Origin of the sequence: Ensifer sp. 2TAB8, from assembly GCF_052115125.1 — a bacterium.
In the GTDB taxonomy this organism is placed as follows: Bacteria; Pseudomonadota; Alphaproteobacteria; order Rhizobiales; family Rhizobiaceae; genus Ensifer.
Genome location: NZ_JBFRGB010000013.1, coordinates 125,764 through 144,547, shown reverse-complemented (window position 1 = coordinate 144,547; position 18,784 = coordinate 125,764). Strand labels below are relative to the sequence as shown.

Annotated in this window: 18 protein-coding genes; 6 read left to right on the top strand and 12 right to left on the bottom strand. The window is 59.7% G+C overall.

Features of this window, described 5'->3' with window-relative positions; translation table 11 throughout:
• Window positions 1-5: 5 nt before the first annotated feature.
• From rfbD to AB4Z53_RS21565, 10 genes are all read right to left on the bottom strand, one after another.
• Window positions 6-899 (bottom strand): dTDP-4-dehydrorhamnose reductase, encoded by an 894-nt coding sequence (rfbD, locus tag AB4Z53_RS21610; protein ID WP_441597669.1) that lies wholly within the window; start codon window positions 897-899, stop codon window positions 6-8.
• Window positions 896-1,951: a dTDP-glucose 4,6-dehydratase gene (rfbB, locus tag AB4Z53_RS21605; RefSeq protein WP_441597668.1), complete on the bottom strand. Its 1,056-nt coding sequence runs from the start codon at window positions 1,949-1,951 to the stop codon at window positions 896-898. Before rfbB ends, rfbD begins: the two co-directional genes overlap by 4 nt.
• Before the next feature lie 17 nt (window positions 1,952-1,968).
• The gene (gene rfbC / locus AB4Z53_RS21600) at window positions 1,969-2,541 is read right to left on the bottom strand and encodes a dTDP-4-dehydrorhamnose 3,5-epimerase (protein ID WP_441597667.1); all 573 of its coding nucleotides are present in this window, start codon (window positions 2,539-2,541) and stop codon (window positions 1,969-1,971) included.
• A gap of 62 nt (window positions 2,542-2,603) precedes the next feature.
• Complete coding sequence (locus tag AB4Z53_RS21595; protein WP_441597666.1) at window positions 2,604-3,611, bottom strand: hypothetical protein; 1,008 nt, start codon at window positions 3,609-3,611, stop codon at window positions 2,604-2,606.
• A 92-nt stretch (window positions 3,612-3,703) separates the two neighbouring features.
• Window positions 3,704-5,638 (bottom strand): glycosyltransferase family 2 protein, encoded by a 1,935-nt coding sequence (locus tag AB4Z53_RS21590; RefSeq protein ID WP_441597690.1) that lies wholly within the window; start codon window positions 5,636-5,638, stop codon window positions 3,704-3,706.
• A 90-nt stretch (window positions 5,639-5,728) separates the two neighbouring features.
• Complete coding sequence (locus AB4Z53_RS21585) at window positions 5,729-6,541, bottom strand: sterol desaturase family protein (RefSeq protein WP_441597665.1); 813 nt, start codon at window positions 6,539-6,541, stop codon at window positions 5,729-5,731.
• A gap of 80 nt (window positions 6,542-6,621) precedes the next feature.
• The gene (locus AB4Z53_RS21580; RefSeq protein ID WP_441597664.1) at window positions 6,622-7,419 is read right to left on the bottom strand and encodes a 3-methyl-2-oxobutanoate hydroxymethyltransferase; all 798 of its coding nucleotides are present in this window, start codon (window positions 7,417-7,419) and stop codon (window positions 6,622-6,624) included.
• Between the two features lie 50 nt (window positions 7,420-7,469).
• Entirely contained in the window at window positions 7,470-8,696 is a 1,227-nt protein-coding gene (locus AB4Z53_RS21575; RefSeq protein WP_441597663.1) for an NAD(P)/FAD-dependent oxidoreductase, read from the bottom strand.
• Window positions 8,697-8,745: 49 nt separating this feature from the next.
• Window positions 8,746-9,063, bottom strand: coding sequence for a MocE family 2Fe-2S type ferredoxin (locus tag AB4Z53_RS21570; protein ID WP_173519892.1), 318 nt, complete (start codon window positions 9,061-9,063; stop codon window positions 8,746-8,748).
• A gap of 29 nt (window positions 9,064-9,092) precedes the next feature.
• Window positions 9,093-10,184 (bottom strand): fatty acid desaturase family protein, encoded by a 1,092-nt coding sequence (locus AB4Z53_RS21565; RefSeq protein WP_441597662.1) that lies wholly within the window; start codon window positions 10,182-10,184, stop codon window positions 9,093-9,095.
• A gap of 149 nt (window positions 10,185-10,333) precedes the next feature.
• Between AB4Z53_RS21565 and AB4Z53_RS21560 the strand changes: the two genes are divergently transcribed.
• The 6 genes from AB4Z53_RS21560 (at window position 10,334) to AB4Z53_RS21535 (ending at window position 16,615) form a co-directional block, all read left to right on the top strand.
• Window positions 10,334-11,365, top strand: coding sequence for a LacI family DNA-binding transcriptional regulator (locus AB4Z53_RS21560; protein ID WP_441597661.1), 1,032 nt, complete (start codon window positions 10,334-10,336; stop codon window positions 11,363-11,365).
• A 175-nt stretch (window positions 11,366-11,540) separates the two neighbouring features.
• Window positions 11,541-12,353, top strand: coding sequence for a TIM barrel protein (locus tag AB4Z53_RS21555; RefSeq protein ID WP_441597660.1), 813 nt, complete (start codon window positions 11,541-11,543; stop codon window positions 12,351-12,353).
• 233 nt (window positions 12,354-12,586) lie between these two features.
• Window positions 12,587-13,516 carry a sugar ABC transporter substrate-binding protein gene (locus tag AB4Z53_RS21550; RefSeq protein WP_441597659.1) on the top strand — a complete coding sequence of 310 codons (930 nt, stop codon included), beginning with the start codon at window positions 12,587-12,589 and terminating at the stop codon, window positions 13,514-13,516.
• A gap of 161 nt (window positions 13,517-13,677) precedes the next feature.
• On the top strand, window positions 13,678-15,219 hold the full coding sequence (locus AB4Z53_RS21545; RefSeq protein ID WP_441597658.1) for a sugar ABC transporter ATP-binding protein: 1,542 nt from the start codon (window positions 13,678-13,680) through the stop codon (window positions 15,217-15,219).
• A gap of 34 nt (window positions 15,220-15,253) precedes the next feature.
• Window positions 15,254-16,279, top strand: a complete 1,026-nt coding sequence (locus AB4Z53_RS21540) for an ABC transporter permease (protein ID WP_441597657.1) — start codon at window positions 15,254-15,256, stop codon at window positions 16,277-16,279.
• Window positions 16,280-16,492: 213 nt separating this feature from the next.
• Window positions 16,493-16,615: a hypothetical protein gene (locus AB4Z53_RS21535; RefSeq protein ID WP_255571421.1), complete on the top strand. Its 123-nt coding sequence runs from the start codon at window positions 16,493-16,495 to the stop codon at window positions 16,613-16,615.
• A 111-nt stretch (window positions 16,616-16,726) separates the two neighbouring features.
• On the opposite strand, the gene AB4Z53_RS21530 is transcribed toward AB4Z53_RS21535, so the two are convergent.
• Entirely contained in the window at window positions 16,727-18,106 is a 1,380-nt protein-coding gene (locus AB4Z53_RS21530; RefSeq protein WP_441597656.1) for a sensor histidine kinase, read from the bottom strand.
• Window positions 18,103-18,780, bottom strand: a complete 678-nt coding sequence (locus AB4Z53_RS21525; RefSeq protein ID WP_441597655.1) for a response regulator transcription factor — start codon at window positions 18,778-18,780, stop codon at window positions 18,103-18,105. Before AB4Z53_RS21525 ends, AB4Z53_RS21530 begins: the two co-directional genes overlap by 4 nt.
• Window positions 18,781-18,784 lie beyond the last annotated feature (4 nt).

The following is an 18,784-nucleotide window of genomic DNA, read 5'->3' as shown; positions in this document are numbered from 1 at the left end:
GCGGCCTATTTGGCACTGAGGAGATCCGTTAGCACGGGGCGCAGCGCAGATGCCCATTCGCGAGGCTCGATGCCAAAATCACGTTTCAATTTCTCGGTCGAGAGACGGGAGTTCGGCGGGCGCCTGGCTGGAGTTGGATATTCGTTTGTAGCAATTGGTTCCAGCGTCGGCACTTGATATCCTGCGTTTTTGAGCTCCTTAAAAACTTCACATGCCAGATCGTACCAAGTTGCGTCACCGCCATTGACGAAATGATAGGTCCCGGTCGGGAAACCGTCGCTTTCCTTTAGACAACGAAGAGTAATTGCGGCCAGTGTCCCGGCGATATCCGACGCCGAAGTAGGACAACCTCGTTGATCGTTAACAACCCGTATCACAGGTTTTTCACGCCCGAGCCTCAGCATCGTCTTCACGAAGTTATTGCCATGAGCACTAATGACCCAAGCCGTCCGGAGGATAATATGGCGAGGGTTTCCGCTCCGCACCGCCTGTTCGGCCGCCTCTTTAGAGGCTCCATATACACCGACCGGCGCGATGGGGTCATCTTCCAGGTAAAGTCCCTCCTTCAATCCATCAAAGACGTAATCGGTGGAGAGCTGAAGCAAAGGAATTCCGCAATCTCTGGTTGCAGATGCCAGCGCTGCAGGTCCTAACGCGTTTACTTTCCACGCCGCGAGTATTTCCGATTCGGCCCGGTCGACCGCCGTATAGGCGCCGGAATTTACAACCGCGGCAAAATCCCCCGACGAAACATATCGTTCAACGTTTTCGCAATCGCGGAGATCCAGTTCGCTCCGCGTCGGTGCAACCAATTCGACATCTTCGGGCCAGCTACAACGAAGCAATTCAGTCCCAACCTGCCCAGTGCCTCCGGTGATGAGTATCCGTCGCTTGGTCATGCGCCCAACCCTCGACGCGTGGCAGCTTGGCTGCGATGAATAATTTCCTCCCACCAATTGCGGTTACCCAGGTACCAGGCCACGGTCTTCTCGATCCCGCTTTCAAAGCTCTCGATCGGCCGCCAACCAAGATCGGCACCGATCTTGCTCGCGTCAATCGCATAGCGTTGGTCGTGTCCGGGCCTATCAGCGACGTAGGTGATTTGCTCACCGTAAGTGCGCCCATCTGCGCGCGGCTGCAAACGATTCAAAATTTCGCAGACGGTCGTCACCACATCGATGTTTCGCCGTTCCGAATTGCCGCCGATATTGTACGTCTGGCCTGGGACCCCCTTCTCGAACACGTATTGCAGCGCGCGAACATGATCCTCTACATATAGCCAGTCACGCACATTAGAGCCATTTCCGTAAACGGGAAGCGGTTCGCCGGCGAGAGCCTTTACGATCATCAGCGGGATGAGTTTTTCCGGGAAGTGATAAGGGCCGTAGTTGTTCGAGCAGTTGGTAATGAGTACCGGCAGGCCGAAGGTATGCCCCCAAGCGGAAACGAGATGGTCCGAACCAGCCTTGGAGGCAGAATAGGGCGAACGGGGATCATAGTGCGTCGTTTCGGTGAAGTAGCCGGTCTCACCGAGCGACCCGAATACCTCATCAGTCGAGATATGGTGGAAGCGGAACTGCGGCGTGCGTTCCTGCCCGAGCTTTCGCCAATAGTCGAGGGCCGCGGCAAGCATCGTGTACGTGCCGACAATGTTCGTTTGAATAAACGCGCCAGGACCATCGATCGATCGGTCGACGTGCGATTCGGCTGCCAAGTGCGTAATTACATCGGGTTGAAAGTCGCTGATGGCGTCCGCCACAGCTCGCTCGTCGCAGATGTCGCCCTGCTTGAAGCTATATCTCGGCGAAGCGGCAACGGATGACAGAGAAGTCAGGGTACCGGCATAAGTCAGCTTGTCGAAGTTCAGAACTTCATGTTCCGTGTTGTCGATGAGGTGCCGAACTAAGGCCGATCCAATGAAGCCAGCGCCGCCGGTGACGAATATACGCATGATCGATTCCTCTAAAATTACACGTGGACCAATTCGAGCGGAGTTCCGTCATAGACGAACGGGCTATCGAAGTCCCTGAGCAACGGCTGCTGCCCATCTTTCTGACTCAGAATTGGATTAACCCCGTGCGGCAGGGGCCACTCGACACGGATCGCCGGGTCGTTCCATAGAATGCCCCCGTCGTTCTGCGCCGAGTACAGATTGGAGACTTTGTATGTAACTTCCGTAGAAGGCTCCAATGTGACAAATCCATGAGCAAAGCCCACTGGAACATAAAGCTGATGACCATTCTCTGCGGATAGTTCGGCGCCGACCCACCGCCCGAAGGTCGGCGAATTCCGGCGGATATCCACGGCAACATCGAATATCCGCCCACGGATGCAGCGCACAAGCTTGGCCTGCCCAAAGGGTGGCATCTGAAAGTGCAGGCCCCTCAAAGTCCCGGCCGGAACCGAAAGCGAATGGTTGTCCTGAACGAACCTATCGTCGATACCGTAGCCGGCAAAAGCCTTCTCATTGTAAACTTCAGTGAACCATCCGCGATCATCGCCATATCGTTTGGGACGAAGTAACACAACCTTGGAAGCCATTACAAATACCTTAGGTAAAAGGGCCCGGGCTTCTAAACCCAGCCAAACGGGCGACAACGAACCTACACTTGCCGCCCTTCAAGAACATCAAGACCCGTATCCGCTGCCGTGGTCATTTGCAATACTGTATGGCGCAACGCGCCTGCAACCCTGCGACGTATTTCGTCGTCATCAACAAGTTGTAGGATGACCTCGCGCCAGGCATCGGCAGCGTAGGGAATTCGCAATTCCTCAGAATCTCGCGACGAGCCATATGCAACTCCCTCCGAAAACACTCCCGCCGCTCTGTATCGCGCCACGTCAATGCGCTTCGTCGGCGCGCGGCTGTCGTTCACATGCGACGGAGCGAGCGGGACGAGCATGATATCGATGCGCCGGGCCTTCGCGTCGGCTAGGTACTCCGTCCAGGGCATGGGTTCGCAGATCGTCACCCGCTCCAGGCCCTGCCAAATTGCCTTGGCACGCCGGTCGGCAAAGACTTCGAACCGAGCCTGCGGCCGTTCGCGCAGCACATCCACTACGATTGACCGAAGGAATCGATGCTCTTCGAGATGAACCCCCGTCGCGTGGTAGCCGATCAAGACATCCCGCGTTGGCCGAGGAACCCGATTATCATCATATTCGCCCGCTTGCCAAAACGCCTTCGGAGGTGCTGGCGGCAACACCATGGCCTTCGCCCCCGCCAGTCGGGATGCCAGGTGCGGTGTCGAGGCCCAGACGAAATCCAGATGCCGGTTGAGGCGGCGAAGCGGCCAAAGGGCGCGATACCAAAGGAACAGCCGGTAGAAAAAATCCGCGTCCTTGCCTGTCACAACCGCGGGGATGTCGTCATCGAGGAACAGTCCCACGCCGGAGAGGTGCATTGCATTGCTCTCGATCCAGCGCAACACCGAGGGAGACGCATAGCGGCAAAGGATTACGAAGGCCCCGTAGGCGTTCAGTGCCGACATATCTCGACCGCGAATATCTGCGACCTCATACGGTGGCATGTCCGGCGCCTCTAGGCGAGCCGCGAGATAATAGTCGAAGGTCGGGTTTGGTATCCGTCCGAATACAATGATCCGCTTCACCGGCCGCCTCGGACGACCGGTTGCCTCCTCCCGCAGCCGTGGCTGAGGCAGCCGCCGCTCCATCCAGCGGGCCAACCGTTCACGCAAGCGGTTCAAGCGCTCGACCTCACAGTAATATCTCGCGGATGTGCTTCGAGAATAAATTCTTCGGCAATCAACGAGAGGTTCGGATTGTAATATGGATCGGCTTTCAACGTGTCGCTCCAGCGCTGATGCATAGCTCGCTCCTCGCGCGCGAAGCGCTGAAGTTTTTCAGGCGTATTGTCAGCACCACGCGAGACGCTCTCTCTATGCAACATCGCCGCCTCCGGCGTCCAAACAATACGCAAGCCCGCTTCCCGAACCTTGAGGCAATAGTCCACATCGTTGAACGCAACTGTCAGATTCTGATCGTCCATGCCACCAAGACGCTGCCACAGGTCCTTGCGTGTCAGCAGGCAGGCTGCTGTCACCGCCGAGATGTCGCGACGGTGACGGAGAAGACCTTTGTCGCCCTGCCCCTTCGGGTCAAGAAAGTGGAAGCTGTGTCGCGCGACTGTCCCCGCACCGAGCGTCACGCCGCCATGCTGAACGAAGCCGTCGGGAAACAGCAGCAAATTTCCTGCGGCGCCGACCGTCGGATCATCGAACTCGCCTGCCAGGCACTCGAGCCAATGGCAATCAATCGGTTCAACATCATTGTTTAACAAGAGAATGAGGTCATGTCGGGCGGCATCGACGCCGACATTGCAGGCGCGGGAAAAATTGAACGCTCCGGCAAGAGGTATCCGACGGATGCGTCCCGACTGCTCATACAGAGAGAACAAGGCCAGCGTGGCTTGTTCGGCGCTATCATTGTCGATGACGATGACGTCAAGATCCGCCGGTGCCGTGTTCTCGAAGAGACCTTTCAGACAGGCCTCCAGCAAATCGGCCCTGTCGCGCGTCGGAATGATGACGCTGACCGCCGGGCGCTCGCGTTTGGGCTGAATGATGGTGTCGTGACGGCCGGTCCGACGGCAAGATGGTCCCCGATGCAGCAGCACTCTCGGCAGGTGCATGATCGTTCCGGACGACACCTGCTCCATCGCGAGGACAATTTCGGCTGCGGATGCGCGTTGCAGCGAAACGCCATCTGGGATGCAGGCCAGGCGAAGAAGGGCGCCTTCCAGCGGAAGCCATCCCGAGCGGGCGAGTGGTTCATTCCAGGCTGGCTTGAAGAAGGGGTCACTACGCGCGCCGCGGGCGTCGATCTGATCTTCGTCGCAGTAGACGACCGCGACATCCCTAGAGAATGCAAATGGACGCGCCAATCGCTCCAGGGCTTTTGGGGCGACGCGCATTCCTGCCGGAAGCCGTAGCCATAAGAGGTCGGCGCTCGCCTCACCTCGCTCCAGCAACTGTTCGATCTCTGCCGGAGACGTTTCCTGGAAGTCGCGCCACGTCTGGCTTTCGAGTGACTGCCTGGTCTGCGCAACCGCGGGCGCATCGGTGCCTTCGATCGAGACGAGGATCCGCGGCCTTCGCGGCCACGTGTACGCATCATCTCCTGCCTCGCTTACTTCCGCTAACGCTTGGGCTTCGACCCAATCACTATAGTCGGGGGCGGAAAGGGCGTCGCATTGCCGAACGAACCGAAATTCGGCTCCCTTTCGGTTGCCTGCGAGGAACAGTCTGACGATCTGCAGGAATGCCATGGCCCGCCGCAATGCGATCAAGAGTGCCGCCTCGGCGACGGACAGACGGCGGATCGTGATCTGCGGTTCAGTATTTGCTGAATCGCTTGCAGTCGCGACGTCGGGCACCAAGGCCACTGCCTCAAGCTGCACCGGCGTCCAACCGTAGAAACGTCCTCGCCCTCGCCGATCGAGCAGGAAGGAACGGAAGACCGTGTCAGGGGTTCTTTCACGACGCTTGAAGGCAAGCTGTGGCCGGCGACCAAGGCGGTTGTCGGGATCGCAGACTGAAAGCATAATCGGTCGATCCGCGTAATGGGCGGGGCCACGCTGCAATGCGACCTCTATTTCATTCTGCGATGGCTCGACCATCTGCTCCAATCCATCACCGCCTGGCGGGAAACCAATTCTCAATCGAGCCATTGCCATCGCAGAAAAATGGATTGGAACGCAAGCCTCGCCTCAGTCGGCAGCAGAGGTCTCAGCCGCTCCCGTAACGTTGGACGCCTTACGTAAATTGAGCGCCGGCGCCTCACCTTCAAGCGCCTCCACACGCCGGTCATAGTTCGGCGCGACCGTCCCCATCACACGATCCCAGAACGAAAAATAGTTCGCATAGTTGTATTTGAACTCGGCGTGGTGCTGGTCGTGATAGGTCGTGCAAAGCATCGGCCAGGGATAGCGAGCGGTGCGCGAGGCGAAATATTCAAAGCCCGCGTGCCCAAAGGTGCCGTTGATCTGATCGAACAGACGGTGCGCCAGAAGAATGATCGGCGGGAACGGCACGAGGAAGGTGATGACGGCATAATAGCCCTGCGACAAGGCCGTATCCACAAGCCCGATCGAATCATTGCTCCACACGGTCGGCGCAACGCTGCGGTGATGCAGCAGATGAAACTTGTAGAAAGCCTTGGTGTGCAGAAGCCGGTGAGCGAAATAGAACCAGGCGTCGAAGAGCACCATGCAGAGCAGGAAGAGCGGCACTGCCGTCCACCAGCTAAAATCCCAGGGCGAAAATAAGGTCCAACCCTGATGCTGGGCGAATAGGCCGATCGCGACGGACGTGCAGGTTACAAGGATCGAGGCCATGCTCTGGCGGATCTCGACGGCCTTGCGCTTCTCGCCGCGACGCCCCTTCTGGATGCGGCGCTCGGGGTTGCGTTCGTTGAGCCATGTGATGCCATAGCCAAGAATGAAATAGACCAGCACGGTTGCCGCGTAGATTACGGCCAGGAAGGCAACAAAGGTGAGGCTGTCCTCGAGAAAGGCGCTCAAATCGAAATCCGCTTGGAGAGGGAAGTTAAATTTTCAGCGGACTATACCAACCACCCTCCCCGACGCAAGCGCGTCCGGCGCTAATTGCGCTCCAGCTCGGTCAGAAACGCTTTGAGCTCCGCCCGATCGATGCCCACGAGACGCCGCTGCTCCGGATACGCGCCGGACCGAACATCCTCGGCGAACTCGGCAAACGCCCCGATCCGCTCACGCTGGAGGCGATCATATTCGGTGGCGAAGTTGCGATAGGTCTTGGCGTGGCGCGGCACATGGCCACGGTTGCTGCCGAGCACGTCACTGGCGAAGAGATATTGAGCGTCGCAGCCTGAACCCRCTCCCATCGACAACATCAGCATCGAAGTTCGCGCGCTGATTGCCGATGCGACGTCGCCAGGCACGACCTCGATTTCGACAGCAAAGGCGCCAGCTTCTTCAAGCGCTTTGACCTGCCGCCAGATCTCGAGCGCACTTGCCGCCGTCTTGCCGACTGCACGGAACCCACCGGTCCAGGTGGCCTTGGAGGGGATGAGCCCGACATGGCCGCAAACCGGAATGCCCTCTTCCCGCATACGCCGAACGGTCGAAAGACCCGCGGCACAGTAGACTGCATCGCCCCCGGCCTTCAGCGCCTTGAACGCCGCCCGGATATATTCTTCCGCCGAAACGTAGTCGCCGTATTCCAGACCCGGAAACGCAAAACAGGTCGGCGCCGCTTCGCGAAACTGCGGCCCCAGAAGTGCCGGCGGCACGGAGACGAGGTCGATGCCGGCGGCTTCAGCCGCTTGCGCCTCGTCAAGCGTTTCCACACGCAACATGGTGAGCTGGCGCTTGCCCTTCATCGAAAGGAGGTCGGCAACAGTCGGACGGCGGCTTTTCATGAGAAGTCTCCGATATCAATGAAAATTAGGGGGTCGCGAAAGCCCCCCCTCTAGGCGGCAAGCAGGGCCTTGAGTTTGGTTTCCGGCGAAACGAGCGCCCGAGGATCGGGCCGCTTTCCGGCCGCGATCAGCATTTCCGCCAGCCGAATATCGCGCGCGACCACATTGCCTTTGCCGATGCCCGAAGCAGCAAGCAGGCGGCCGGTGTCGTCGAGATGGAAGAGAATGAAAGCGCCGTCTGCAAGATCGCGGCGCACGGCTACGGTCGCGCCGTCTGCAAGTCCGGCAATCTGCAATGTCAGGTCATATTGGTCGGACCAGAACCAGGGCACGCTGGTTATCGTTTCGTTCGCACCCAGAAGATTGCTGGCGACAAGCGCTCCCTGGTCCTGTGCATTTCGCCAGGCCTCGAGACGCACCCGGCGGTCGCCATAGTGACAGAGCGGATAGGAGCAGCAATCGCCGGCCGCGAAGATGTCGGGATCTGAAGTCCTGAGGGTCGCGTCAACGGCAATGCCATTATTCACCCGAAGGCCCGCGGCTTCTGCCAGCTCCGTGTTCGGCGCTGCACCGATGCCAACGACCAGGAAATCAGCATCGACCGATTGTCCATTCGCAAGCAGGATCTGCACGCCGTTCTCGTCGGCATCAATGCGATCGATTTTCGTGTCGCACCTTACATCGACGCCTTCCGTTCGGTGCCGCTCTGCCACGACAGTCGCGATCTCGGCCGGAACGCCGCGTGAAAGGATGCGTGGCAGCCCTTCGATCAGGACGACGTCGGTACCAAGGCCGCGCGCCGTTGCCGCGAGCTCCAGCCCAATAAATCCGCCGCCGATGATGGCAAGCCTCCGCCCGGGCACAAGTTCGCGGCGAATCTCGGCGGCATCAACATGCGTTCTGAGGGTGCGAATGCGCCGAGATCCATCAACGGTTCCAGGTATCGTTCGTGCGCGGGCGCCGGTCGTCAGCAAGAGCCGATCATAGGAAATGCTGCCGCCGTCGATGAGTTCGACGCGCTTGGCGACGCGGTCAATGGCCTTGACCGGGCTGTCGGTCAGCACCTCAATACCAGAGGCCCCATAGCGCTCGGCACAGGCGACGTATTTAGGCTCAACCTGTTCCTTGAGACCGTCCTTCGAAAGCGGTGGCCGCTCATAGGGAAGATGTGGCTCGGCGCCGATCAACGTGATCGAGCCGTCGTAGCCCTTCTCCCTCAGGGCAAAGGCGGCTCTTGCGCCGCATTCGCCGGCACCAATGATGACTACTCCACCCATTTCAACCTCCCTGCCCGCTCCCGCCGAACTATTCCCGTTGAAGTCGCCATCAAGCGATCGCGATGAACACGCTTCCTGCCTCGACCTTCACCGGATAGGTCTTCAGGTTGACGCAGACCGGGGCACCCTTGGCCTGGCCGGTCTTGTAGTTGAAGCGACCGTTGTGCTTCGGACATTCGATGATGTCGTCCATCACGAGACCGTCCGCCAGATGAATGTGCTCGTGCGTGCAAAGCCCGTCGGTTGCGAAGTACTCGTCATCCGGGCTGCGGTAGACCGCGAAGGTGCGCCCTTCGTGATCGAAGCGGATGACGTCTTCCTCGTCGATTTCGTCGGCCGCGCAGACTTCAACCCAGTTTCCGCTCATGACTTCCTCCCATTTGCTAAGTTCGTTGGTTATTCCGCTGCGTGCACGATCGCGTCGCTGTGAAACTCTTCCCGATAGGGCTTCGCAGTCGCCGGCAGCTCACGCTTCAAGAAGTAGTCCTCGTTGCGCAATTGCCGCAGGAAGGCTGGGATCATCTCGCGGTAGCCATGCAGCATCGACGGGTTCGGCTCCGGCAGATCGTGCTTGATCATGGCGTGAAGCTTCGGAAGCGCGTGATAGGGCACCATCGGGAACATGTGGTGCTCCACATGGTAGTTCATGTTCCAATAGACGAAGCGGCTCACCGGGTTCATGTAGACCGTGCGACTGTTCAGCCGATGATCGGTCACATTGTCGGCAAGACCGCCATGCTGCAGCAGCCCGGTCAGCACATGGTGCCAGGCACCGTAGAGACGCGGCAGGCCGATCAGCATCAGCGGCAGGATCGAACCGAGGTAGAGCGAGAGCGCGATGGTTGCGGCATAGATGGCAAACCAGATGCGACCAACGAGGATCGCCTTCGGCTGTTCCATTTCCGGGATGAATGTCGCCTCCTCGGCACTGATGATGCCAAGCGTGTTGCGAACCATGTCGACCACCGCGTGCCAGATATCTAGAATGCCAAAGAAGTTCAGGACGAGGCGCAGGAGATCCGGCGGCCGCATGACGGCGATTTCAGGATCGCGGCCGACGATGACCGTGTCCGTGTGGTGGCGCGTGTGGCTCCAGCGCCAGGTTACGGGATTGCGCATGATCATGAAGCAGGCGATCTGGTAGACGGCGTTGTTCATCCACATCGTCTTGAACGCGGTGCCATGCCCGCATTCGTGCCAGCGGCTGTCGGAGGCCGAACCGTAGAGAACGCCGTAGGCGAGAAAGAACGGAACGGCCCACCAGGTGCCCCAGAAAGTGACGCCGAGCCCGCCGAAAAGAAAGAGGCAACCGAGCCAGACCGCGGTATCGCGAATGGCGGGCCCGTCTTCGCGCTTCATCAGCTCCTTCATCTGCTTGCGCGGGATTTCCGTGTGATACCACTCGGCAGCCGAGAGGCCATTGGCGACAGCCGCCTGGGCATCGCGCCCAAGGAGACTGTAATCTCGCTTCGTTGGAACCATCGCCATTTGCTCTCCTCCCTGCGATCCGGCCAGTTTGGCCAGGTGCAATGACGATAGGTTGACTTTTGCCAGGTCTCAATGCAGCAATGATATATTCTCTCAAATGATGTCATTCGCAGCATATCATTCGTGATGCAAACCTATCAGGAGAACCGATGAGCAACCGTCCGACCATTGCCGACCTCGCACGGACCGCCGGCGTCAGCGTCGCGACCGTCGATCGAGTCCTCAACGGACGGCATCCGGTGCGAGAAGAGACTGCGCGCCGTGTCTACGAGGCAGCCAAATCCATCGGCTACCATGCCGTTGGCCTCATCCGGCAGCGCGTCTTCGAAGATCTGCCGCAGTATAGGCTTGGCTTCGTGCTTCAGAAGCCGGAGCAGTCCTTCTACAAAGCCGTTGCCAAGGAGATCGAAAACGCGGCGCTTTCGCTTTCAAACGCGCGCGTTTTCGCCCAGGTCGACTTCGTGGCAAATTCGACGCCGACGGCGATTACGGAAAAACTTCGCGCGGTTGCGGCGCGAAACCAAGCGGTTGCGCTTGTTGCTCCCGATTATCCGGCAGTAACGACCGCAATCGAGGAACTGAAGGAGCGCGGTATACCCGTCTTCTCGCTGCTTTCGGACTTCGCAGCCGGCGTGCGGGAAGGTTATGTCGGGCTCAACAATCACAAGGTCGGACGTACCGCGGCATGGATGATCGCCAAGGCGGCCAAACGCCCCGGCAAAGTCGCGGCCTTCGTCGGCAGCCACCGCTTCCTCGGCCACGAACTTCGAGAAATCGGGTTCCGCTCCTATTTCCGTGAACATGCGCCCGATTTCGAAGTGCTCGACACCATGGTCAATCTCGATACGGCCGAGATCACGCACGAGGCAACACTGAACCTTTTGCAACGCCATCCGGACCTGATCGGCTTCTACGTCTGCGGAGGGGGCATGGAAGGTGCAATCTCGGCCATACGCGAGGAAAGGCTCGAGGGTAAGCTCATCGCCGTTGTCAACGAATTGACACCGGAGTCCCGGGCGGCCCTTGGGGACGACGTCGTCACGCTCGCGATCTCAACTCCAACCGCAACGCTTGCGCGCGACACTATCAATCTGATGATCCAGGCGATCGACAAGGGTCCGACAGGCGCCCCGGGGCAGACCTTCCTACCCTTTGATCTCTTCACACCTGAGAATATCTAGCGAAGGATGATGGAATTCAGTCATTGACGAAAGGCAATGTTGCAGCAATGCAAGTCCTTTGAGCCACTCGCTCTTTGACGGCCCTCCAGGAGTTGGTGAAATGTCGACGAGGCTGTAAATGGAACGAACGTTCTATTTGCAAAGCGTGACCCATCCCACTGGAGGAGACATTCCCGTGACAACCCTGCCCTTCGCCCTCAATCACATGACGACGCCCGGTCTTCCGCTCAGCGCCTTCTTCGAACTTGCCAAATCGCTCGGAATCTCCTCTGTCGAAATCCGCAACGACCTCTCCGGCAACGCCATCATCGACGGCACGTCCGCAAAGGACGTAGCGGCGCTTGCCAGTCGCAATGGCATTACGATCATCTCCATCAACGCTTTGCAGCGTTTCAATGAGTGGAATTCGGATCGTCAGAAAGAAGCCGAAGAGCTGATAACCTATGCGCGCGACTGTGGCGCCAAGGCCCTCGTGCTTGTGCCCGTCAACGACGGCTCCGGCCAGGCGGACGGCGAGCGACAGGCAAATCTTCGTGCTGCACTTGCCGTGCTGAAGCCGATGCTCGAATCGGCCGGAATCGTCGGCCTTGTCGAGCCGCTGGGCTTCGAAATCTGCTCCTTGCGCTCGAAGACCGAAGCTGTCGAAGCGATCAAGGCTATTGGCGGAGAAAAGACCTTCCGGCTGGTCCACGATACGTTCCATCACCATCTCGCAGGCGAGCCCGCAACCTATCCTGAGATGACCGGACTCGTGCATATTTCCGGCGTAACGGACGGTCTAGTCGCCGTCTCCGATCTCCGCGACTCGCATCGCGTTCTGGTCGATCAGGACGACCTTCTCGACAACGTCGGACAGATCCAGCGCCTGCGTGCCGAGGGTTATGCAGGGCCGCTTTCCTTCGAGCCGTTTGCCGCCGAAGTCCACAAAGTCGCAGATCCGGCGGCCGCGATCAGGCGGAGCGTGGACCACATTCAAACCCGGATCTGACCGGCCGCGGCTGGCAACGGGAAAACGATGCGGGGCGCCGCGACGGGTCTTGACGGCGCCTCCATAAAATGGAATACATATTCCGTAATAGCAATTTACTGGTTCGTTTATTCCGTTTTATCCGAGAGCGTAACGGGAGTGGCGCTTTCGATGTGAATGAGCGCGAGCCGGCAAGGATTGCGCTCCCGGCAGGAGAAGGTGTCGCCGGGGCACCATTGTGGAGGAGAAAGACAATGAAGAAATTCGTGCTGGGTACAGCGCTGGCCGTGATGATGTCGACGGCCGCGCATGCCGAGACCATCGGCGTGTCGATGGCCCTTTTTGATGACAACTTCCTGACGGTACTGCGCAACGGCATGTCCGACTACGCCAAGACGCTTAACGGTGTTGAGCTGCAGATCGAGGACGCGCAGAACGACGTTTCGAAGCAGCAGAGCCAGATTCAAAATTTCATCGCAGCCGGTGTGACCGCAATTATCGTCAACCCGGTTGATACCGACGCAACGGCAGCCATGTCGAAGATTGCGGCCGACGCAGGCATTCCGCTCGTTTACGTCAACCGCGAGCCGGTCAACGTCGACACCCTGCCGGAGAAGCAGGCTTTTGTCGCATCGAACGAGCAGGAATCCGGCACGCTGCAGACGCAGGAAATCTGCAAGATGCTCGGCGGCAAGGGCAAGGCCGTCGTCATGATGGGCGAGCTTTCGAACCAGGCCGCGCGCATGCGCACCAAGGACATCCACGACGTTCTGGCGACCGACCAGTGCAAGGGTATCGAGATCGTCGAAGAGCAGACCGCCAACTGGTCGCGTACGCAAGGATCTGACCTTCTGACGAACTGGCTCTCGGCCGGCGTTGAATTCGATGCCGTCATTTCGAACAACGACGAAATGGCAATCGGCGCGATCCAGGCTCTCAAGGCCGCCGGCCGGTCAATGGACTCCGTCGTCATCGGCGGGATCGACGCGACGCAGGACGCACTCGCAGCCATGGCTGCGGGCGACCTCGACGTGACCGTGTTCCAGAACGCTGCCGGCCAGGGGCAAGGCTCGGTCGATGCCGCACTCAAGCTCGCCAAGGGCGAAGCCGTCGACAAGAAGGTCTACATTCCCTTCGAGCTGGTGACCAAGGAAAACCTCGACAAGTATCAGGCGAAGAACTGATCGCCTTAATCGAGAGCGCGGGAGAACCCGCGCTCTCGTTCAAATCTAAGTCCCGCCGCAAATGCCTGCGTCCAATGGACATCGCATGCGGCAAAATAGGCTGGTCACCCGCCAGCGAGGACTTTCYGCGACAGCCGGAAACGACGGGGGAGGCAAGGAACATGACGCTCAGTCCGACAACGATGGCAGCTGTGCGCGCCAGCGGCGCGGTGCCCAAGGCCGAATATCTTCTTTCCGCGGAAGGCATCCGCAAGGAATTCCCGGGCGTCGTCGCCCTTGACGATGTCGAGTTCAAGCTGAAGCGCGGTACGGTCCATGCACTGATGGGCGAGAACGGCGCTGGCAAGTCGACGCTGATGAAGATCCTCGCCGGCATCTATACGCCCGACAAGGGCGATGTGAAGCTGAAGGGCGTCGAGATCCGGCTGAAGTCGCCACTCGATGCACTTGAAAATGGCATCGCGATGATCCATCAGGAACTCAATCTGATGCCGTTCATGACGGTTGCCGAGAACATCTGGATCCGTCGCGAACCGAAAAACCGCTTTGGCTTCGTCGACCACGGCGAAATGAACCGCATTACCGCCCGCCTCTTCGACCGATTGAAAATCAAGATCGATCCGGAAATCGAGGTCCGCCACCTCTCGGTCGCAAATCGACAGATGGTCGAGATCGCCAAGGCGGTCTCCTATGAATCCGACGTACTGATCATGGACGAACCGACCTCGGCGCTAACAGAACGCGAGGTCGCCCATCTCTTCGAAATCATTCGCGACCTGCGCGAACAAGGCATCGGCATCGTCTACATCACCCACAAGATGAACGAGTTGTTCGAAATTGCCGATGAGTTCTCGGTGTTCCGGGACGGCAAGTTCATCGGCACGCACGCCTCGAGCGATGTGACGCGCGACGACATCATTCGCATGATGGTCGGCCGCGAAATCACCCAGATGTTCCCGAAGGAAGAAGTGCCGATCGGCGACGTCGTTCTTTCGGTGAAGAACCTGGCGCTCGACGGTGTCTTCCGTGACGTCTCCTTCGATGTCCGGGCTGGGGAGATCCTTGGGATTGCCGGACTAGTCGGCTCCGGCCGCTCGAACGTCGCTGAAACGCTCTTTGGCGTGACGCCGGCAAGCTCCGGCACGATTTCGATCGACGGCAAGACGCTTTCGATCGACAGCCCGAACACGGCGATCAGGAACCGCATGGCGTTCCTGACCGAAGACCGCAAGGACACCGGCTGTCTTCTAATCCTCGACATCCTCGAGAACATGCAGATTGCCGTGCTCCAGGATCGTTTCGTCAAGGGCGGTTTCGTATCCGAGAAGCAGATCACCGCCGCCTGCGAAGAGATGAGCCGCAAGCTGCGCGTCAAGACGCCCAACCTGCAGGAGCGCATCGAGAACCTGTCGGGCGGCAACCAGCAAAAGGTGCTGATCGGCCGCTGGCTGCTCACCAATCCGCGCATCCTGATCCTCGACGAACCGACACGCGGCATCGATGTCGGCGCCAAGGCGGAAATCCACCGCCTTGTTACCGAACTCGCGCGAAACGGCGTCGCCGTCATCATGATTTCTTCGGAAATGCCAGAGGTGCTCGGTATGAGCGACCGTATCATGGTCATGCACGAGGGCCGCGTCACCGGCTTCCTCGACAGGGCGGAAGCAACCCAGATCAAGGTCATGGAGCTCGCCGCGAGCTGAGCGGGAAGCGACCCGACGAAAGGGAGGAACGAAAATGGATACCAATGTCGCCGCACAGGGCGCGAGCACATCGCTCACCGGCGCAAAGCGCCGCCTGCCCCCTGAATTCAACATCTTCCTGGTGCTGATCGGCATCGCGCTCGTTTACGAGGTTCTCGGCTGGATCTTCGTCGGCCAGAGCTTCCTCATGAACCCGCAGCGCCTGACGATCATGATCCTCCAGGTTTCGGTGATCGGCATCATCGCCGTCGGCGTGACCCAAGTCATTATAACCGGCGGCATCGATCTTTCCTCGGGCTCCGTCGTCGGCATGACGGCGATGATCTCGGCAAGCGTCGCCCAGGCATCCACCTGGGCCCGCGCGCTCTATCCGTCGCTGACCGACATGCCGGCGATCGTTCCGATCGGACTTGGCATCGGCATCGGCTTGCTCGCCGGCTTCATCAACGGCCAGCTCATCGCCCGCACCAAGATCCCGCCCTTCATCGCCACGCTCGGCATGATGGTGTCGGCACGCGGCATCTCCAAGTGGTACACCAAGGGCCAGCCGGTCTCGGGCCTCACCGAACAGTTCAACTTCATCGGCACCGGCATCTGGCCCGTGATCGTCTTCCTCGTCGTCGCGATCATCTTCCACATCGCGCTGCGCTACACCCGCTACGGCAAGTTCACCTATGCGATCGGCGCCAACGTCCAGGCGGCCCGCGTCTCGGGTATCAATGTCGAAGCGCACCTGATCAAGGTCTACGCCATTGCGGGCATGCTCGCAGGTCTCGCCGGCGTCGTCACCGCAGCCCGCGCCCAGACCGCACAGGCTGGCATGGGTGTCATGTACGAACTGGACGCGATCGCCGCGACCGTCATCGGCGGCACCTCGCTCACCGGCGGCGTCGGCCGCATCACCGGCACGGTGATCGGCACCATCATCCTCGGCGTCATGACATCGGGCTTCACGTTCCTGCGCGTCGACGCCTACTACCAGGAAATCGTCAAGGGCCTGATCATCGTCGCCGCCGTCGTCATCGACGTCTACCGACAGAAGAACCGCAAGAAGGCCTGATCCTCCAAAGAAAAACTCTCCTCCCAGTGAAGCCAACTGGCCGGGATGATGAAAATCATCCCGGCATTTTGTTTTTGAACGGCAGGTATTTCGCCTGGCTTTGGCCGTTTTCCACATATGCTTGGCACGCAGAGCTGCCCCGGCGTTCGCACTCTGGCAAGATCTCCGCCAACGCACTATATGCCAGACGTCCAAAACTATCGGAGACTTATCATGTTGTCGCAGCGCAAGCTTGCGAGCCAGTTTCAGCCGCGTTTCGTTCTACAGCTTTGGAACGCGATGCTGCGGGTGCAGACCCGCGAGACAGCTTCCCTCTTCGGCCACCGCGGCCGCTAATCAAACAATTCAAAGTGCCGCAACCATTCGGGCGTGTCGACCTGGCCGCTTGCAGATGGTTTTTGCTCATCCGGCCCGCAATCGCGGCGCCGGACAGAGCCGCTTTCTGATCTAGCCCGCCGGAAAGCGGATGGTCACCTTGAGGCCTCTGCCATCAGCCCCTTCGCTAAGAAGGGTTGTTGCCCCGTAAAGTTCGGCAATTTCCTCGACGATCGGCAGGCCAAGCCCAGATCCCGGAGCTTCGCTTCCCCCGCGCTCAAAGCGGCGCAGTACCGCCTCGCGCAGATCTGCGCGAATACCCGGGCCGTTGTCCTCGACTTCCAGGGCCACGGCCTCCCCGTCTGCGAGAACGCGCGTCGTTACTTCGGCGCCGCGACCGGCATAAAGCAAGGCGTTACCGATCAGGTTCTTGAGCATCTCGCCGACCAGCAGCGGCTCGGCGCGAATGAAGGCATCACCATCGCCATCGAAGCCGAGGTCGATATCGGCCTCGCCCGCCGCCGGCACGTGTTCCGCCGTGATTTCCCGCACGAGTTCGACAAGATCGACACGCCCCAGCATGCGGGCCTCGTCCTTCCCGGCCGCATCGATCTTCGCCATCAACAGCAATTGCCCGAGGATACGTTCGGCATTGGCGACCGCCTCATCGGCCTTTTTCACGGCCCCCTTCGTCTCCTCGAAGGATCCGGCGCGTTGCGCCAACGCGAGTTGGGTTCGGATGATCGCAAGCGGGGTCCGCAATTGATGGCTGGCATTGCCGGTGAAATTGCGCAGCGCATCGAGCGCCGACTGCAACCGTCCCATGAAGGAATTGACGGTATCGACGAGCCCCTGGACCTCGTTCGGTACCCGTTCGCCGATCGGGTGGAGATCATCCGGATTGCGTTCCGCGATCGCATCTCCGAGACGGTAGAGCGGTCGCAGAGAAAATGTGACCGCGATCCAGACGATCACGGCGGCACCTGCGATCATCATGCCGAGGCGCAGCGCCGAGCGAACGAGAATGGTCTGCGCCAGTTGCCGCCGTGCGATCGTCGTTTCCGCAACGGTCACGACGAAAGGTACCGAATTGATCCCGGTCGAGGCTGAGCGACGAAGCGCTGCGATGCGGATCGGTTCTCCGCGGAAGATCGAATCCGCAAAGGTCGTGGATGTCCCCGGCTCTTCGCCAAGCGACGGCAACGTCTGATAACCGGTAATGAACTGGCCGGGAGGGCCGTCGACCCTGTAGAAGACGCGATCCTGCGCCGCGGAAGTCAGCATCTCCAGGGCGACATAGGGAATATCGACCTCGAGCGAGCCATCCTCCGCAACGACCACGCGCTCTGCGATCGCCAATGCGGAACCCGCCAGTACGCGGTCGGAGACGACGTTGGCGGTGGTAACCGCCTCGCGGTAGGTGTCCACGAGCGCAACAATGCCGATGACGACCGTCGAGATCAGCAGCCAGCCAAGCAGGCGCCGGCGAAGGGAGTAAACCGTCGCCCTCATTCCGGCCCGGCCATCTTGTCGAGGTAATAGCCAATGCCGCGGGCGGTGCGCACGGTAAGGCCATGTGGCGCCAATCGCTTGCGCAGCCGGCTGACATATTGCTCGATCGCGTTGGAGCTCAAATCGTCGTCGAAGCCGGTCAGCGACTGCATGATCGCGTCCTTGGCGACCACCTTACCGGCTCGCATGAACAGAAGTTCGAGAAGCCCGAGTTCGCGTGCCGGGATCTCGATCGGCACGCCGCCTGAGGAGAAGCTTCGCGTGTTGAGATCGAGCGAAACATTGCCGTAGCTTACAGTCGAGGCCCTCAGACCCGCCTGCCGGCGCAGCAATACGCGCACCCGCGCTTCGAGTTCGCCGACGTCGAACGGCTTGATCATGTAATCGTCAGCACCGAGATCGAGGCCCTTGATCTTTTCCTCGGGCGCCCCCCTGGCCGTCAGGATCAGGACCGCGGCGCGGTTCTGCCGGGCGCGCATCGCCCGCAAGACGTCGAGCCCGTCCATTTCCGGCAGGTTGAGATCGAGAATGACGAGATCGAAGGTTTCAGTTGCCGCAACCGCATGTGCCGAGGCGCCATCGCTCACGACATCGACGGCATAGCCGCTGCCACGCAATATGGCAGACAGGCCTTCGGCCAGGTCCTGGTTGTCTTCAACAAGCAAGATACGCAAATAT

Excerpts from the sequence above, each read along its gene's own strand:
- AB4Z53_RS21530 (WP_441597656.1), bottom strand. The coding sequence starts at position 18,106 with ATGAGGGCGACGGTTTACTCCCTTCGCCGGCGCCTGCTTGGCTGGCTG.
- AB4Z53_RS21535 (WP_255571421.1), top strand. The coding sequence starts at position 16,493 with ATGTTGTCGCAGCGCAAGCTTGCGAGCCAGTTTCAGCCGCGTTTCGTT.
- AB4Z53_RS21565 (WP_441597662.1), bottom strand. The coding sequence starts at position 10,184 with ATGGCGATGGTTCCAACGAAGCGAGATTACAGTCTCCTTGGGCGCGAT.
- AB4Z53_RS21560 (WP_441597661.1), top strand. The coding sequence starts at position 10,334 with ATGAGCAACCGTCCGACCATTGCCGACCTCGCACGGACCGCCGGCGTC.
- AB4Z53_RS21570 (WP_173519892.1), bottom strand. The coding sequence starts at position 9,063 with ATGAGCGGAAACTGGGTTGAAGTCTGCGCGGCCGACGAAATCGACGAG.
- rfbC (WP_441597667.1), bottom strand. The coding sequence starts at position 2,541 with ATGGCTTCCAAGGTTGTGTTACTTCGTCCCAAACGATATGGCGATGAT.
- AB4Z53_RS21550 (WP_441597659.1), top strand. The coding sequence starts at position 12,587 with ATGAAGAAATTCGTGCTGGGTACAGCGCTGGCCGTGATGATGTCGACG.
- rfbD (WP_441597669.1), bottom strand. The coding sequence starts at position 899 with ATGACCAAGCGACGGATACTCATCACCGGAGGCACTGGGCAGGTTGGG.
- AB4Z53_RS21545 (WP_441597658.1), top strand. The coding sequence starts at position 13,678 with ATGACGCTCAGTCCGACAACGATGGCAGCTGTGCGCGCCAGCGGCGCG.
- rfbB (WP_441597668.1), bottom strand. The coding sequence starts at position 1,951 with ATGCGTATATTCGTCACCGGCGGCGCTGGCTTCATTGGATCGGCCTTA.
- AB4Z53_RS21575 (WP_441597663.1), bottom strand. The coding sequence starts at position 8,696 with ATGGGTGGAGTAGTCATCATTGGTGCCGGCGAATGCGGCGCAAGAGCC.
- AB4Z53_RS21590 (WP_441597690.1), bottom strand. The coding sequence starts at position 5,638 with ATGGTCGAGCCATCGCAGAATGAAATAGAGGTCGCATTGCAGCGTGGC.
- AB4Z53_RS21540 (WP_441597657.1), top strand. The coding sequence starts at position 15,254 with ATGGATACCAATGTCGCCGCACAGGGCGCGAGCACATCGCTCACCGGC.